This window comes from Acaryochloris sp. 'Moss Beach' (assembly GCF_021497025.1).
GTDB classification, from domain to species: Bacteria; Cyanobacteriota; Cyanobacteriia; order Thermosynechococcales; family Thermosynechococcaceae; genus Acaryochloris; species Acaryochloris marina_A.
The window spans coordinates 5,310,651-5,327,518 of sequence record NZ_CP071717.1; the positions used below are offsets into that span (position 1 = coordinate 5,310,651).

The window sequence follows — 16,868 nt, forward strand, 5'->3', positions numbered from 1 at the left end:
GAAAATTGTTCACCAGCCTCCCATTGAGTTACTGATAATGGAATTAAACGGTTGGCAACCTACCGCCATCATAAAGGATTATGTGATGAAGAAAATTTAGGGTTGTGGATTGTCTAGAACAAGAAACTTACTTTTAATCAGAACCCATATTAGACCTCTTGCATAATTCAGCTACCGATATGGTAGAGGACTAAAAAATCATGTCAGATCGCGGCATAAATTGAGTGAGTAACACATCATGAAATGAATATTGCAAGAGGTCTATTGTTTTTTTCTCACTAAACTGATGGGAATTAAACTTCTTCTTCCCTAGAGAAGTGAAAATAATATTATTTTTTTCTGCAGGGATTATTTTGTGATAAATGAAGTTGCCAAATCAATGTAGGGCTGGGGTTTAACTTTGAACGACGAGGAAATATATAGTGAGAAAAACTAGTTTTGACTAGAGAATATTTCGTTTAAAGGTTGAGGTTTAAGGAAATCTTCAGTTCCCTGTCAAATTAGTCAGTGTTGAATTAGAATGTCCAACAGTTTAAGACTATAACATCAGTGATTTGTATCTATTTGTAGATAATAATTTCTAGATATATCCCTTCACTTCTGTGTTGAATTTTTGGCCCATCGGAATAGATTTTTTTTGACAATGGATTCTCATAATAATCAAACCTTTGATATGAATTCCAATGAAATGCAAACTGCCGATACTTCGTTCTACGTTGTGGCGGTGGGTGCCTCCGCAGGTGGTCTTAAACCCCTAGAAGTATTCTTTGAAAATATACATCCTGAGTCAGGAGTGGCTTTTGTTGTCATTCAGCACTTGTCCCCTGACTTCAAAAGCTTAATGAATGAAATTTTGGGTCGTCGAACTAAACTGGCGATTCATATTGCGGAAGAAGGCATGGAACTTCAGTCCAATGCCATCTATTTGATTCCAGCCGGTCAAAATATGATTGTTCGGGACCATTGTCTTTACCTCTATCCCCAAAAAAGAGATCACAAACCGAACTTTCCCATTAATTTATTTTTTCAATCTTTGGCCGAAGAAATTGAAGAACGTGCCATCGGCATTGTTCTATCGGGCACGGGCAGTGATGGCACCCATGGACTCCAAAATATCCATGAAGGCGGGGGAATTACCCTAGTTCAAGACCCAGAAACGGCTGAATTTGACGGTATGCCCCATACGGCGATTAGTACTGGATGTATTGACTACATCGCGCCCCCCAAAGTGCTGGCCGAAATGATCAACGATTTGGGAAATCCGTCTCTTGTTCCCGCTGATTTAATTAAATTTAACGGTTTAGGGGCAGAAACCCATCAACTCCAAAAGATAGTCGATTTGCTGGCTAAGCATGAAGGTATTGATTTTTCTCAATATAAGCTGTCAACCTTGGGCCGTCGAGTTGAGCGCCGCCGGCTATTGACCCAGCACAACTCCTTACACGACTATGCCACCCTCTTAACTGATTCCGCCGATGAACGATCCCTGTTGCGTCGAGATTTACTGATTAATGTCACGCAATTTTTTCGGGATGGAGTGGTTTGGAAATATTTGAGAAATGAGATTCTGCGCCCCTTAATCAAAGACTTCCCCAAGAATGAAACCCTTAGGGTTTGGGTAACCGCCTGTGCCACGGGCGAAGAAGCCTATTCCATGGCGATTACAATTCGAGAATTGTGCGAGGAATTGGGGCGACAGATACCCACTAAGCTCTTTGCGACGGACCTCGATCAGACTGCCCTGGATAAAGCCGCCCTGGGCGTATTTGACGAATCCATTGCAGATTACGTGGGGGAAGACCGGCTAAGAAAATATTTCACCTATGACAACGGTCACTTCACGATTAAACGAATGTTGCGAGAGATGTTGATATTCTCGCCCCATGATTTGACTAAAAATGCCAGCCTGACCCGAATGAATGTGGTGACCTGTCGCAATGTTCTGATCTATATGCAGCCCATATTGCAGCAGTATGTATTGCGAAACTTACATTTTTCCCTCAATAAGGGCGGGATTCTCCTGTTGGGAAATTCAGAAGATCTTGGTGAAGTCGAGCCTGAATTTGAGGTTCTCCATGCTAAAAATAAAATCTTTTCTAAAGTCAGAGAGCAACGACTGAATCTAAATTATTTTCGCAATAAAACGATTGCGACCCCGGTGATGGCGGGGCGAGAGACTCGCCACCGTCGCCAAAGTGATCCGTTGCTAGAACAAGCCTTTAAAGCACATCTGGAAGAGCTGAAAATCACTTGCCTGTTGTTGGATACCGACGAAAAACTGCTGCGGGTCTGTGCCGATCACTTAGATATTTTGCGCATCCCGGAAGGACCAGCCACTGAGAGTGTCCGATCTTTGCTGCCGGATGTGATGCATTTGCCTTTTATATCGGCATTGAATCGGGTTTTGCGGGAAAAGCAGCCGGTCCAATTTAGTGGTCTCCTATGGGAGAAGAAGGGTGAACCGTTTGAATTAAAGTTTAAGGTCAGCCCTTGTCAACTCAATCCTCGGCAACAGCTGTTCTTAAAGCTGGAGATTTCTACGACGTCTCGAAAGTCCGTCTCTGTCCCCCAGCAAGAGTTGGAAAGCAGTACGGAAGTGATCAACCGAATTGAGCAGTTGGAGCTGGAACTGTCCTATTCCCGTGAAAATCTGCAGGCTACGATTGAAGAACTTGAAAGTACAAATGAAGAACAGCAAGCCACTAACGAGGAACTGATTGCCTCCAACGAAGAGTTGCAAAGTACGAACGAAGAACTCCATGCGGTGAATGAAGAACTGTACACCGTCAATAACGAGCATCAATCCAAAATTAATGAACTCACGGCCCTGAGCAACGATATCGATAATCTGTTTCGGAGTACCGAAATTGGCGTGGTTTTTTTAGATCAAAGCTTGCAAGTTCGCAAATTTACCCCGGCAGCCAATCAAATTTTTCAATTCCTGCCGAGCGATGTGGGGCGTCCCCTCAAGAACCTAGCCAGCAACGTTAATTACCCCTCTTTACTGGAGGTCTTGTCGGAAACGGCCCGGACAGGCAAAGTCACCGAGCAAGAAATTCATACGGATGAGAAACATTTGCTGATCCGCATCCATCCTTACCTCAATAATAGTGATGAGCAGCAAGGAGTGGTGATGTCGATTATCGATATCACGGCCACCCGTACGGCGCAGATTGAACTTCAATCTCAACGGATTAAAGCCAAACTGGCCCAAGATACCCTATCGGTTTTTCAAGAGCGCTATCAGCAGCTTTACCATGAAACCCCTGTGATGATGTACTCCATTGATGCACGAGGGGTAGTGGTAGAAGTGAGTAAATTTTGGCTTTCCAAATTAGGATATCCCCGTAAACAGATTTTGGGCGAGACGGTGGATGTTTTTCTCAATCCGGAGTCTCAAGAGCGGTTTCAAAAGCTCTGGCCGAGGTTTCTGGAATCTGGTTTGAGCATTGATGTACCGATGCGGATACTGACTAAATCGGGAGCAACGATTGATGTGTTGCAATCGATGATTGCGGAACGCGATGATCTAGGAGAGATTTCTCGGTGTTTAGTGGTTTCGGTAGATATTAGCCAACGTAAAAAGGCGGAAGCCGCAAGGCTAGAGAGTGAACAACGGTTTCGATCGATGGCGGACCATGCCCCTGTACTGATCTGGGTGACGGATGCCCAAGGCCATTGCACCTATTTAAATGAAGAGTGGTTGAATTTTACAGGGGGCTCTCTAGAACAAGCCCTAGAACAAGGTTGGGAAAGCGGGATTCACCCCGAGGATTTAGAGCATAATGTGACGGCTTATCGGCAGGCAGTGACAGAACGACAACCCTTTCGGTCTGAGTATCGCCGATGCGATCGCACCGGCACCTTTAGTTGGTTACTCGATACAGCCAAGCCTCGATTCCTACCTACAGGAGAATTTGCGGGCATGATTGGCTCCTGTTTTGATATCACCCTGCAGAAAAAAGCAGAGGAAGCTTTAGAATTGTCCAACTTCAATCTGGAAGTCGATTTAGCTGAGAAAGATGCCTCTCTCCATTCGATCGAAGGCAGTTTAGAAGAGAGTGAGACCCGATTTTACTCCCTAGCAGACAATGCCCCGGTTCTGATCTGGCTCAGTGATGAGCAAGGAAACTGTACCTATGTCAACCAAACCTGGCAAACTTTGACCGGTCAACCTTTGGATACTCAGCTAGGATCAGGATGGCTGAATACCATTCATCCTGAGGATCGAACCCGAGTACAATCTATATTTCAAGACAGCAGTGCCCAGCAACAACCCTTCGAACTGGAGTTTCAGCAAGCAAAGGCAGATGGAGTCTATCGTTGGATATTGGCAACGGGGATACCCAGACTAACTGCAGGTCAATTTTCAGGACTGATTTGTTCCTGCATGGACATTTCTGACATCAAACATTCTCAAAAAAGATTAGAACAAGCGATTCAAGAACTACAACGATCGAATCAAGAGCTAGAGCAGTTTGCTTATATCGCATCTCATGATCTACGGGAACCTCTGCGTAAAATCCAAAGTTTCGCTGAATTGTTACAAGACGATTTGGCACCCCAGTTAGACGAGAATCAAAGCCGCTACTTTGGGTACATCATGTCAGGGGCAAAGCGCATGCAACAGCTTATTCAGGATGTGTTGCAATACTCTCGGGTTGGACGAAGTGACAAAGCGCTAGAATCTGTAGATTTAAACCATGTGCTTGAAATAGTGCAGTCTGATTTAAGCCTAGCCATTGAAGAACATCAGGTGGTTATTGAGTATGACGCATTGCCCATGATTTATGCGCACACCGTAGAGGTGACTCAAGTTATAGAAAATCTAATCAGTAATGCGATTAAATTTCGCTCTGAAATTCTGCCTCGCATTCAGATCACAGCAGTGGAGCAATCTGAGTATTGGGCAATCTCTATCACAGATAACGGTATTGGGATTTCTGAGGAATCCTTAGATCGTATTTTTGTGATGTTCCAGCGATTACATCATTCCAACAAGTATCCTGGGACGGGAATTGGTTTAGCATTGTGTCGCAAAGTGATCGAAAGTTATGGCGGAACCATTTCTTGCACGTCTACCCTAGGTGGAGGATCAACCTTTCTGATCAAACTTCCTCTACAGCCCATGGTGCCGATATTACAGTAGTCTCTGAAGTAACAATGAAACTAGCTGAAGATTCTCATTATCTCTGTACGGAACTGTATGAACTGATCCAAAATGATCCCTCCGTCTTTAGTTTCTTGCAGGAAGCGACCCTAGATGGAGTGTGGTATTGGGATTTGGTTAACCCAGAACATGAGTGGATGAGCCCCGAGTTTTGGCTTTTCCTAGGGTATTCTCCGGTCAAAAAACAGCACCTAGCATCAGAGTGGAAAGACTTAATCCACCCTGATGATTTAGCCGTGGCCTGTAAAAATCTAGAAAAGCATCTTGCCAATCCCGCACACCCGTACGATCAAATCGTTCGATATACGAAAAAAAATGGAAAGATGGTGTGGGTCCGTTGTCGAGGAATCGCTATTCGAGATCAGTTTGACCAGCCGATTCGGATGTTAGGAGCCCATGTAGATGTCACTAAGCTCGTAGAAGTAACCGAACTGCTAGAAATTCAACTCCAAAGACTAGATGCCTGCAAAATGCGACTTTCTTTAGAACAGCAAAAAGTCAGCCAGTTAGCCTATGAGAATGTAAAGTTGGAAGGACAATTGCAACAAAAGGAAAAAGAAATTCAGGCCTTGAAGCAACGGGTACTCTAGTTTCGCCGTACTCAATAAATGATTGAACCGACCTTGTGGGACTACTCATTCGGATTTTATTTCATGGGTGAATTTTCTACCCTAAAAAGTTTGGCTTACACCATGATCCATCTTTGGAGTTTTTGCCCAGGTTAGTTTCAACTTCAGATTCAATTATTCTAGAGGTTTCTTACGCAGAGATCTATTTTTTTTATGTTTGTAAAATAGAATTATGAAGGGAATTCTCAAGGCGAGGCGATGCAATTTCCTGCTGTTTCTTTTTGATTATTCATATTAGGTTAAATGGCCAATATTTTAGGTCATTTAGATAAAAAAATGAAATGAGTTGAATGCAAAGGTTTCCTCCGAGTCTGTGCCTTCGCAGAGTACAATGGCAGTCGTCTTGAATCGTTCAGGCTATCGACTACGAACCATCCTCCCAGCCAAGCCAAAAAAACTCCTAGAAACAGATGCCATTTTTACCAACCTCACACTCAAAGATCAGAAAGAGCATGACGGTACAGTTAAGTGATTGAGCATGGATTGCAAAGCCACGGTTAAGCTTAGCGACTCATCACGGCAGGAAAAAACCCGAACACAGGCGAAGGCCTCTGAACATGACATAGATGAAGGAGAAAAATATCTCTCTTGTGGCGTCTTAGATGAGGAAATTGGAGGGTTACACATCAAATTTGGTAACTCCTACAAAAAAGACGACTTTATGGTCGATAACTTACAAGACTGGTGGAATATAATCACGCCAACAGAGCAGCAAAACATCAAGCTGATCTTGATCAAGGTGAATAACGGTTCTGAGAATAGTGGGATATACACTCAGTTCCTCAATCGACTGGTGACATTGAGTGACCGCGTTGGCATCTCCATTCAACTACTTTGCTATCCGCTTGATCACAGCAAGTACAACCCTATTGAGCGATGTTGGGGCATTCTGGAACAGCATTGGCATTGCATCTTGTTAACCGATGTCGAAACCCTGTTGGGTTGGTCTAGTCGCATGACTTGCGTAGTGACCTTGACAGAGAAGACCTATAAAAGAGGAGTTTCACTCACTCAAAAAGCAATGAGCGGGATTGAGAAACGATGGGAGAGAAATCTGCAATTACCTAAAGAGGATATTTTCATTCACCCAATTTAGTAAGGGACTGCTTTTCAGGAAATCACCTTAGTTCTGTTCAGTCTTGTCCACAACTCAGTTTTTTCAGAAGGAAACAGCCAGGCATGGCGATTACCAATCGAATCAATTTTCGTAATTTCAGAGGCGATTTCCTCGGCGGCTTAACCGCTGCGGTGGTCGCTCTACCCATGGCTCTTGCCTTTGGCATCGCCTCGGGAGCCGGGGCCTCAGCGGGACTATGGGGTGCAATTTTAGTCGGCTTTTTTGCGGCACTGTTTGGCGGTACTCCCAGCCTCATCTCTGAACCCACCGGGCCCATGACGGTGATTATTACCGCTGTGATTCTTGAGACTACGGCCAGTGACCCCGAGAATGGATTGGCCATGGCGTTTACGGTGGTCATGCTGGCGGGTCTGTTTCAGATTGCCTTTGGCATGCTGAAGCTGGGGCGCTACATTACAATGCTGCCCTACAACGTGATTTCAGGCTTTATGACCGGCATCGGCGTCATTCTGATCTTTATGCAGATGGCGCCGTTTTTAGGTCAAGAAACCCCCTCTGGTGGGGTGATTGGAGTGATTAAAGATCTGCCCAACCTGGTCGTTAATGCTAGTCTGTGGGAAACTGCTCTCGGCTTGCTCACCATTGCCATTCTCTTTCTGTATCCCAAATCCCTCAAGAAAGTCATGCCTCCCCAGCTCGTTGCTCTGGTGGTGGGCACGGTGGTGTCGCTGACGCTGTTGCGCAATATCGATATTCGCACCATTGCGACCATCGGCAAGATTACCCCTGGGTTGCCTCAGCTGCAGATGCCCACCTTTAACTCCGAAAACCTACGGCTAATATTTGTCAACGCCATGGTGCTGGCGATGGTGGGTTCCATTGACTGCCTACTGACCTGCCTGGTATCGGATAGTTTGACCCGCACCGAGCACAAGTCCAATAAAGAACTGATTGCTCAGGGGGTCGCAAACCTGATTACTGGCCTATTTGGCGGTATTGCTGGCTCTGGAGCAACCACGGCCACGGTGGTGAACATTCAGGCCGGAGGGCGCACGGCACTGTCGGGTATTAGCCGAGCGCTGATCTTGCTGGTGGTAGTCCTTTGGGCTGCACCCCTGACCTCGGGCATTCCCCTAGCCGTGTTGGCGGGGATTGTGCTGAAAGTAGGGGTCGATATTATTGACTGGGGCTTTTTGCAGCGGGTTCACAAAATCTCCTGGAAGGCCGCAGGCATTGTCTATAGTGTGGTGCTGCTGACAGTGTTTGTGGATCTAATGGTAGCGGTAGTGGTAGGTGTATTTATCGCCAATATTCTGACCATTGCCCGCTTGGATGAGTTGCAATCGCAGTCAGTGAAAGCGATTACTACCGGCGACGATCAGATTGTGCTGAATCAAGAAGAAAAAGAAGTATTGGATGCGGCTAATGGCCGGGTACTCCTGTTTCACCTCAACGGGCCGATGATTTTTGGAGTAGCCAAGGCCATCTCGCGTGAGCATAATGCGATCGCAAACTACGATGTGTTGATTGTAGATCTCAGTGAGGTGCCCGTGCTAGGGGTAACCTCGGCATTAGCCATTGAAAATGCGATCGAAGAAGCTACTGAGGCGACTCGTGAAGTGGTACTGATTGGCGCGAACAAAAAGGTCAAGAGCCGGCTAGAGAAGCTGGGCATAGGAAAAATTATTCCGGCAGATCACTGGATGGACGATCGATTACTAGCGCTGAAAACAGGTCTGGCAATCGCCCAGCAAAAGCTCATGCCTTGAGAACGCAAACCTAATTCCAATTTTTCAGTTTTTATTCAAAATCAAGACGAACAGGTATAGTGCGACACTCCACCAGCGTTAAAAAACGCCTTAGGTCTTAGACGATAGTATTTATCTTCTATTTCCTGTGATTGCTCATCATATGGATAGCTAAGTACATCTTGCAACTCTTTAACTAATGTGTAGTCACCCTGCATGGCTTGTTGGTAGGCGGGGACAATCAACCACTCTCGCCATGTGTATTTTGGGTTAGTCTGTTTCATCTTTGTTGATATCTCAGCCAAATTGTTGTCGTTAATGACGAGGTTGCGCCAGCTTTTTAGCCAAGATTGCCATTGCTCGTCGAGTTGTTGTGAAGTTTTAACGTAGAAGCTCTTTTTCAATGCTGAGACATCGTCTGGTATATGAGATAACTCGCGGAAGAAAATGGTGTAATCTACCTCTGAGTCGGTCATTAACTGCATTAATTTCTTAAATAGCTCTGGGTTAAATTCAGTTAATCCAAGTTTGGTCGCCCACATTTCTTGAATTTGTTTTTGCATTGCTTCTGCAAAGCCACGGCGTACTTGGTCGAACTGTTCTAAAGCTTCAGCATCTTCTGCAAGTAGAGGTCTCACAGCTTTCCAAAACATGTGATAATTCGCTTCTGCTGCGATTGGCTGATTAAAGAATGAAAATTGCTCGCCGCCGCCAGCCCAAGGTTGAAACCAAGGGTCAAAAATTTCACAAAACCCAAATGGTCCATAGTCGAGGGTAAAGCCACCCGCGGCGCAGTTGTCACTGTTAAAATTACCCTGGCAATAACCAATACGTTGCCAATTGGCCACCAGGGTCGTGAGACGCTGGCGAAATAGCTTAGCCAACTCAACCAATTGATCTGCAAAACCAAGGCTTTGATTAATGTCGCTTTTGTATTCTCGCTCAATTAAATGGGACACTATCATGCTTAACTCTTCTAATGCTCTTGGATGAGCATTGTTGCGAGCGCGGCGGGCAAATAACTCTAGCTGACCAACACGCAAAAAGGATGGTGCAACGCGAGTTGAAATGGCCACAGGATCGTCCACCAAAATATCAGGGTCAGTGGAGTGGGAGTCTTGAGAATACCAAGGTCGGGTAACGGTCTCAGATTTAGAAACATACAGTGTCAAAGAGCGCGATGTTGGCACACCTAAAGCCTGCATATATTCTTGCGCTAGAAACTCACGCACACTTGAACGTAGCACTGCGCGCCCGTCGCCACCACGGCAATAAGGTGTTGGGCCACCCCCTTTCAATTGCATTTCCCAGCGCTGGCCATTGATGATTCCTTCAAATACAGATATCGCCCGACCATCGCCATAGCCATTCCCTGTACCGAATGGACATTGTTGGATATATTCGGTGCCATAAATCGACAGTGCATAACCAGTTGCCCAGCCAACCTGACGCATTGGCTCATGCGACGCAGAGATATCACCCGAAAATATATGGCGAAATTTTTCATTAAGCGCCAGTTCATCGCTCAACCCAAGTTCCTTAAAAAAAGTGCTGCTATGGGCTACATATTCTGGTTCTGCAAGGGGCGTGGGTGTCACAGGTACGAAATGACCAGAAAAAACCTGGCGGGCACGGTGATCATCACCATCTTCTGTAGCATCAGGATCGGCATTTAAGCTGTTCATCAGAGAATAATCCGCTAATCGCACAAACTCATCGAAGGTTGTTACGCAGGGCTCAGCAGATGGTTTAGATGGATATGACATTGTTGCTAGTGCCGGTATTGTCGGGGAAGGTTCATGTTTAATTTTAGACCTTGTAGGGGTGGTAGTTAGGTGAGATTATCTCAGCCCCCTATTCTTGAGAAGCTATATAAACCGGTGCTCTGAGGATCTGAGCTTCGGTCCAAATGTGTTCAGTTAATCCAACTGCCATGGCAGGAGTTCTCTGTTGAAAGCGCTTTTTACCCTCGGTTACTTCTAGAGGAGTTCGTAAACTGCGATGCACTCTCACCCAGTTGTAAACTGTAGCACTCCACCAAGCAACGGCCTGACGAGTATTACTGCGATGAGCGAAAGCAAGTGAGCGTCTGACTTGATGAGCATTCATCCGTCGTGCAGTGCCATTGAAACGCTCCACAGTTGAGGTGTTGGGAATGTTGTACCCTATTTCATCTAGCGCTTGATTGATCCGTTGCCAGCTCCCATGAGCTTTGCTCACCTCTACGGCTTCTAACTTTTGTCCCTGACGATGCTTGATGACTTGGACGTGGGCAAGGGTTCGAGGAATCCGATACTTGGGGTTGTGAGGTCGACCCATCGTGCTTTGACGGGGGGGGAGGTAAGACACCCCGAAGATGACCGGAAAGAGAGTGCGATAACTCGCTTCTCCATCGGTCATCAGCACCAGGTCTTGGGGGATGAGCTAGTCGTCTGTGACTGCCTTGCATCAGCCTTTCTATCAGGTCTGTGTTACGGGGACCAACTGCCACGTGGACAATGAATTTACTGGCGGCATCAATGGATACCGCATCCCAACACTGCTGCTTTTTTGCTGGCGACGTATCCATGACGTTCGTCCATCTCTAGTATGTCGATATCCAGTTGCTGAGCTTCCTGCTCATGAAAGTCCTGGGCATGCTGACCAAACTTGAGGGTCAAACGTTTCACCGTATCCGGATGGGTGTAGGTCAGACGTGATGTTCCTTTGATAGACGTTCCTTCTGCAATTTGACGACCTACTTCTATTGCTCGAGATTCAGGGTTTTTTGTATTCCAAAAGGCAGTGTTCTTGCGTTCACTGAACTCTGCTCCACAGCTATGACAGCGCAGATACCGTATTCGATCTTGTCCGTAGACTTTACGTACTGTTAAATTCTCAAGGCCCGCTTGACCATAGCTTTCACAGTTAGAGTTCACGCAAGCTAGCTCTGAAAGTAATGGCCTTTTTTTCTCTTCCATGGGAGTATCTTGGCTCAATAACTCCCTTCAGCAATACCTTTTTCGAGCCTCCCTTAGCTAGAGGGGCTGAGATAATCTCACCTAACTACCAGAAGCACTGTATCGCTATTTCTAATACGTTGGGCTTAACCCGTGTTGGCACTTATAAAGGTGATATCCAACCCATTGCTATTACGGATGCAGGCCGTTGTACAGCAGAGGATTGGGAAGAACAGTGATGGGTGAGTGGGGAGATAGGGTTTAAATAAAGAGTTATTGAGAGAAATATGTTGGATTTAGTGAAATTACTTGAAAAAATAACCTTTAAGTTGCACTCTTGGATCTTAATCTAATTTAAGAAAATATTTTCTGTGATAATAAATATTTCGGCTTTTTAATGAATCTAAATCCTGTGCCATTTAGATATGATCTGTTCTCTGTTTTATTCACCTATTCGACGAAAATCAAGCTTTAACAGCTAATCTATAGGACCATGTGAACACTGTTTTTTTATCTGCTTCCTTCAGTGATTTTACATAGAATTTATGTAAGTTCATATTATGATCTACGTATAATTACTGAAGGAAGAATATATATTGTTTCGTATACTAAAAATATATATAAATCAAACCTCTAGAATAAAACACAAAAAATATTCTTTGGAAAATTGATTTTATTTCTGAAATATTATTGGCTCATCTCAAGAATATATTCATGAGAATGAGGGTTATGTGGCTCTTTTTTCGCTCGATTGACTTATCAATATTTAATACCATATTGGCATTGTATAAGGTGATAGCCATCATCTAGCTTTGGTCATTGATGACTCGCTTGACCTATCCAATACTGAATAGGTCAAGCGAATAGATATACCTAACTAATATTTTTTCTTTCAATTTGAATATGTTGAAGTCTAGAAGAAAGACGACCGATGAGGGGTTTGCTTTACCTATTGCCATCGGCTTTGGGTTAATCATGGTGCTGGTCGCCCTGACTTTAAGCATTAAATCCAGGGACGATCAAGTCTCAGCTGTTTCTCAAAAGCAAACAACCGCAAGTGCCACTGTTGCTGAAGGTGGAATATCTCGAACCCTTGGGTTCTTGAATCATAACTATCACATGCTGCTGAGATTGAATTATGACCCAAACAGTCTCTTAGGATCGGATAGTCCTGATGAATGGTCATCTCTTGCTAAACCCCCTCCCTGTTTCACCGGGGTGAATAATCTTTTAACCGGCAAGATCCCGACTACGGCATCAGCCAACACCTATACCGTTGAAGCTTATCGCTACAGTGATCCAGATGGAATATCAAATTCAGGAGATGAAACTGGCACAGTAATTGTCAAGGGCCATCCCCCAAATTCTTCTGCTGTATCGCGAATTCAGCAGACGATGAATATCTCTCAATCTTCTTCCCTAGCTAGCTTTCCAGGATTAATGGCTCAAAATATCACCTTAGGGAATAATGATGTCTTGGGTGCAATTTCAGGAAATGTAATTTGCACAGATACGATAAATTGTGCGGTGCCTGTGAGTGAATGTGTCAATGGTCAACCGACAAATAATGGTTTACGCGATGCCATTGATGCTTTCAACAATGGTGTAGTCCAGGGGCAAATTTACGTTCGTGATGTGACATGGCCTCCTGTTCCCACAATTCCCCCAGGTGCGATCAATGTCTCGATTAGTGGTGCTACCAGCTTTCCTCGGACTGGAGACACTGTAGGTGCTGATGGTGCTTATCACTATGAAGTCAGTGACATTACTCTGAGTGGCAGTGATCAGGTGACCATTGATACCACCTCAGCACCCATCTACTTCTACATTACGGGCGATATTGATATGAGTGGCCAAGCCACTTTGGCCCATACCTGTTCAGGCTCTGCCAATAATTGCGGCACCTATGGAAGTGGTCTAGGTAGCCCAGAGCGATTCCGTATTTATGGCAATGTCGATGATGGTGATAGCTTCTCTGATCAGAATTTCACCTTCAACGGTGGGGCAACAGCCACCAATGTTTTTATTCATGCCCCAGATGCCCGTATGGGAATAAATGGTGGTAGCAGCAATCCTGATATACGGGGTGCTATTTGGGTCAGAGAGTGGGATGGCTCAAGCTCCAACACTGCTGAAATTACGGTGCCCAATGCTATGAAGCAACTGCTAACAGATTCTGGCGTTGTGGTTACCTCCGCGTCCCATAAAACGTCTGCAGCAACCAGTTGGAATCGCTTAGAAGCAACTCCGTAATAAGCGACCCTATGGGTCTATTTATAGAATTCTCATCCCTTAGGCTCACAGCTAGGAAGACTTCAGTGATCATAAGAACACACAAAAAATCTCATGAACAAGGATTTACCTTAGTTGAAGTTGCAGTTGCCATGTTGGTTATGGCAATTTTTATTGGGACTGCAATGCAAGGTTTGGTTCTCTCAACAACATTCAAGGTACGCGCCAAACAGTTGACTGCAGCCAATAACTGGATTCAGCAAGACTTAGAAGATGTCAAAGCTGTAGCGAGTGATGTGGGCCAAGTGCCCCTCACTTCAGCATTGCTTTATGCTGATGCACTTCCAGGGGATACAACAATTCAGGTTACTCAACTAGGATTTAGGCCAGGCGATTCTATTGTGATTGGTACAGAGACGAACAGTAACGTCATAACCAATCTGCAAATTCAAACTGACCCCATCACTGGCACAAATTATTTAGAAGTCACCTTACTCAATCCTTTAGCCTATAACCAAAAAGCGGACTCCACAGCCCTCGTATTGGCAAGATGCCGATCTCATCTGACTACCGGAGGTTTCGCCGCCTATCTTGATGAATCGCTACCTGCAGTCAAATCAGAAATGGACAACAGTAGCACGCCTAAATCCGGGCAAAAAACTATCTTAGGCCAAGAATTCACCCTGCAAAGGACAACCTCCGTTCGGCCAGCAGAGCCCTATCAAATTTTGGAAGTTACTTATAACGTCACTGATGAAAATTTGGAGACAGTAGCCCAAGCCAATTCAGAGGTGGTACCTAATGCGTTCTTTGCCTGTCCATAGTGAACAAGGGTTCACCCAGCTCGAAATCGTCATTGTTGTGGTAGTGATGGGTATCTTAGGGGCGGTTGCAGCACCCAGCTTTCTAAATTGGGTTAACACCCGAAAGCTTGAAGTAGGCTTAGCTGAACTGGAAGGGGCACTCATCGAAGGCCAAAACCAAGCGATTCGTCAGAGTAAGACTTGCACCATTAACCTGCCGACAGGGAGCAGTCCTGTATTGAGCAGTTCACCTACAGATTGTCTACGCACTGGCAACCGAACGCTAGAAGGGCTTCAACTCAGACATTCACTAGCCACTCCCTCCCTCAGTTTTGACTTTAAAGGGCGAGTTCCCTCTTCTTTAACGGCAGAACAAACCATCGTTCTGTCTATCGCCAATGAAACCAATACTCCTTCAAAGTGTTTAGTGATTGCCCCTGGCATTGGATTGATCCGAGTGGGGAAATATATAGGCACACCCACGACAACATTGGCCAGCAACTGCAAAACCTCTACACTATGATTTCTAAAATTTCAGAAGTTGTGACTGGCCATATTCCACATCGTTGCCAACATCAGGGCATTAATCAGGTCTCTAATACATCAGAGAATGCCAGTAATCAAGGGTTTACATTGGTTGAGCTGTTGGTCGGAATGGTAGTGACCAGTATCTTCCTTGTTTTTGCAGGGTCGGGACTGATTTCCATTTTGCAAAGCCATCGTCAGTCAGAGGCTGAGGTGGATCAGCATACTAAATTAAACCGTGCCATAAACTTTATCGCTGACGATATTAGAGAGGCCAAGGTAGTTTCTACCACTGCACCATCAGGTTGGACGGTTCCTGCCGACTATAGTGCTATTCTCTACCTCACTAAACCAGATAATTCAACGGTTGCTTACTACGCATTTGATACATCTTCGGGATCAAACTGGCAGGGACCACAAGTGATTTACCGATCAACAGTCTCTAATACTGCCGGAAATCCATTAGTTGATCGAGTGTCTAATGCTTCTCCAGGATGTTCTGGTTCAGGGACGTCGGGGTTTGAAGTATCGCCTTCTTCCCTGACACCGAGCACGCGATCCGTTCGGTTATGCCTGCTGGGAGATTTGCCGAACGGTTCAACTCAACTTGTGCAATATACTGCGACCCTCAGAAGTAATGATGTGCCATCCTCTCCATAACAAGGGTGAATAAGAGAAATGTGGCGAATAATACTTATTCTACATTTCTTATACACAAGAATTTTTTTTCGAAGACATTATATTAAACATCTATGTTTCATAATAGATTCATAGGCAGGTAATAATGCATTGGCTAGATATACTATTTGAATGATATGAGCATAAAATTATAAATATTTTCGATCACTCAATAATATTTTTTGAAATTTAAAATAATAACAATTCATTGATTTCTCGATTAATATGTCAAATTTCAGCTATTCTAAAATCTTGCATAAATAAGAAATATAATTAAAATTTTTCAAGAACAACCATAGTAAATCAGAAATTAATGTCTACTGATTGTTGATGAATCTTGTGTGTCTTGTATCACCTCAATTCTACAAGAATTGAGGTGATTTCTTTTGTTAAAAATTATATTAGATTAATATCAAGACACTGTCAGTGATAAATGTTTTATAAAGCTTCACGAGGTATTTCATGAGATATAGTGAAAGTCATGGAATAACCTATCTGACTGAACCCCAAGAATTTTTGCAGCATGTATTATTGTTCGTTTGAGATATTTTAAGAACTAAAAAGTAGATTTTTTATATATTATTATTAGATAAAAATTGCTTGTGATATGTCAGATAAAGAAAAATAATTCGATCCAGACCAAGACTGATATTAATATCCAGTCTTGGTATTTTATTTATCTCAGCTTTAGCTAATAAATTAGTATTTCTACTAATCAAATCTTAGAACGGTGCCGCAGTAAGAATCTTGGAGAATTAGAGAATAATATAAGTTTTTCTTATTGAGAAAACTCTTGACATTGAAGGTAACTACAACGATTAGTCTATATTTAAGTTCGAGTCAAAAACTAATAACTCTTTTGCCACACTGACTAGATGAATTGCATCGGATATTAAATACTCACCCTAGAGTATAAAGTCCATCTCAATCATCATCACAACAACAGTTTTCAAAAGACCGCTAACACAAATTTGACAATTTCTTTGGATGCTTTTGGCAAGCATCCATTTTTAAGAACCCATCAGCCATTCGATCAAAGTGATGGTTACTGGCTTCACAATTCATA

Annotated in this window: 12 protein-coding genes and 1 pseudogene; 10 read left to right on the forward strand and 3 right to left on the reverse strand. The window is 44.1% G+C overall.

The features are described 5' to 3' along the window. Positions 1-643: 643 nt before the first annotated feature. The 5 genes from HRE53_RS24995 to HRE53_RS25015 all read left to right on the forward strand — a co-directional run bounded on the left by HRE53_RS24995 (position 644) and on the right by HRE53_RS25015 (position 8,646). Positions 644-5,149: a PAS domain S-box protein gene (locus tag HRE53_RS24995; RefSeq protein WP_235108383.1), complete on the forward strand. Its 4,506-nt coding sequence runs from the start codon at positions 644-646 to the stop codon at positions 5,147-5,149. Between the two features lie 14 nt (positions 5,150-5,163). Next, entirely contained in the window at positions 5,164-5,760 is a 597-nt protein-coding gene (locus tag HRE53_RS25000; RefSeq protein ID WP_212665756.1) for a PAS domain-containing protein, read from the forward strand. Between the two features lie 352 nt (positions 5,761-6,112). Next, the gene (locus HRE53_RS25005; protein WP_235108384.1) at positions 6,113-6,271 is read left to right on the forward strand and encodes a hypothetical protein; all 159 of its coding nucleotides are present in this window, start codon (positions 6,113-6,115) and stop codon (positions 6,269-6,271) included. Positions 6,272-6,277: 6 nt separating this feature from the next. Beyond that, positions 6,278-6,895 carry an ISAzo13-like element transposase-related protein gene (locus HRE53_RS25010; RefSeq protein ID WP_235108385.1) on the forward strand — a complete coding sequence of 206 codons (618 nt, stop codon included), beginning with the start codon at positions 6,278-6,280 and terminating at the stop codon, positions 6,893-6,895. Between the two features lie 83 nt (positions 6,896-6,978). Continuing rightward, complete coding sequence (locus HRE53_RS25015; protein WP_212665758.1) at positions 6,979-8,646, forward strand: SulP family inorganic anion transporter; 1,668 nt, start codon at positions 6,979-6,981, stop codon at positions 8,644-8,646. Positions 8,647-8,687: 41 nt separating this feature from the next. On the opposite strand, the gene HRE53_RS25020 is transcribed toward HRE53_RS25015, so the two are convergent. The 3 genes from HRE53_RS25020 to HRE53_RS25030 form a co-directional block, all read right to left on the reverse strand. Further along, positions 8,688-10,391: a YdiU family protein gene (locus HRE53_RS25020; protein WP_235108386.1), complete on the reverse strand. Its 1,704-nt coding sequence runs from the start codon at positions 10,389-10,391 to the stop codon at positions 8,688-8,690. 88 nt (positions 10,392-10,479) lie between these two features. After that, on the reverse strand, positions 10,480-11,031 hold the full coding sequence (locus tag HRE53_RS25025; RefSeq protein WP_235108387.1) for a transposase: 552 nt from the start codon (positions 11,029-11,031) through the stop codon (positions 10,480-10,482). Between the two features lie 110 nt (positions 11,032-11,141). Next, complete coding sequence (locus HRE53_RS25030) at positions 11,142-11,543, reverse strand: hypothetical protein (RefSeq protein WP_235108388.1); 402 nt, start codon at positions 11,541-11,543, stop codon at positions 11,142-11,144. Positions 11,544-11,677: 134 nt separating this feature from the next. Here HRE53_RS25030 and HRE53_RS25035 point away from each other — a divergent pair. The 5 genes and pseudogenes from HRE53_RS25035 to HRE53_RS25055 all read left to right on the forward strand — a co-directional run. Then, a pseudogene (locus HRE53_RS25035) lies at positions 11,678-11,803 on the forward strand (type II secretion system protein); the annotation flags it as partial. Positions 11,804-12,467: 664 nt separating this feature from the next. Next, positions 12,468-13,817, forward strand: a complete 1,350-nt coding sequence (locus tag HRE53_RS25040; protein WP_235108389.1) for a hypothetical protein — start codon at positions 12,468-12,470, stop codon at positions 13,815-13,817. Positions 13,818-13,882: 65 nt separating this feature from the next. After that, entirely contained in the window at positions 13,883-14,620 is a 738-nt protein-coding gene (locus HRE53_RS25045; protein ID WP_235108390.1) for a prepilin-type N-terminal cleavage/methylation domain-containing protein, read from the forward strand. Then, positions 14,598-15,122 carry a Tfp pilus assembly protein FimT/FimU gene (locus tag HRE53_RS25050; RefSeq protein ID WP_212665762.1) on the forward strand — a complete coding sequence of 175 codons (525 nt, stop codon included), beginning with the start codon at positions 14,598-14,600 and terminating at the stop codon, positions 15,120-15,122. The genes HRE53_RS25045 and HRE53_RS25050 overlap by 23 nt, the downstream gene beginning before the upstream one ends. Then, a complete protein-coding gene (locus HRE53_RS25055; RefSeq protein ID WP_212665763.1) occupies positions 15,119-15,784 on the forward strand; it encodes a type II secretion system protein J in 666 nt (221 codons plus the stop codon). Before HRE53_RS25050 ends, HRE53_RS25055 begins: the two co-directional genes overlap by 4 nt. Positions 15,785-16,868: the final 1,084 nt, after the last annotated feature.

Excerpts from the sequence above, each read along its gene's own strand:
- HRE53_RS25040 (WP_235108389.1), top strand. The coding sequence starts at position 12,468 with ATGTTGAAGTCTAGAAGAAAGACGACCGATGAGGGGTTTGCTTTACCT.
- HRE53_RS25000 (WP_212665756.1), top strand. The coding sequence starts at position 5,164 with ATGAAACTAGCTGAAGATTCTCATTATCTCTGTACGGAACTGTATGAA.
- HRE53_RS24995 (WP_235108383.1), top strand. The coding sequence starts at position 644 with ATGGATTCTCATAATAATCAAACCTTTGATATGAATTCCAATGAAATG.
- HRE53_RS25020 (WP_235108386.1), bottom strand. The coding sequence starts at position 10,391 with ATGTCATATCCATCTAAACCATCTGCTGAGCCCTGCGTAACAACCTTC.
- HRE53_RS25015 (WP_212665758.1), top strand. The coding sequence starts at position 6,979 with ATGGCGATTACCAATCGAATCAATTTTCGTAATTTCAGAGGCGATTTC.
- HRE53_RS25010 (WP_235108385.1), top strand. The coding sequence starts at position 6,278 with ATGGATTGCAAAGCCACGGTTAAGCTTAGCGACTCATCACGGCAGGAA.
- HRE53_RS25055 (WP_212665763.1), top strand. The coding sequence starts at position 15,119 with ATGATTTCTAAAATTTCAGAAGTTGTGACTGGCCATATTCCACATCGT.
- HRE53_RS25050 (WP_212665762.1), top strand. The coding sequence starts at position 14,598 with ATGCGTTCTTTGCCTGTCCATAGTGAACAAGGGTTCACCCAGCTCGAA.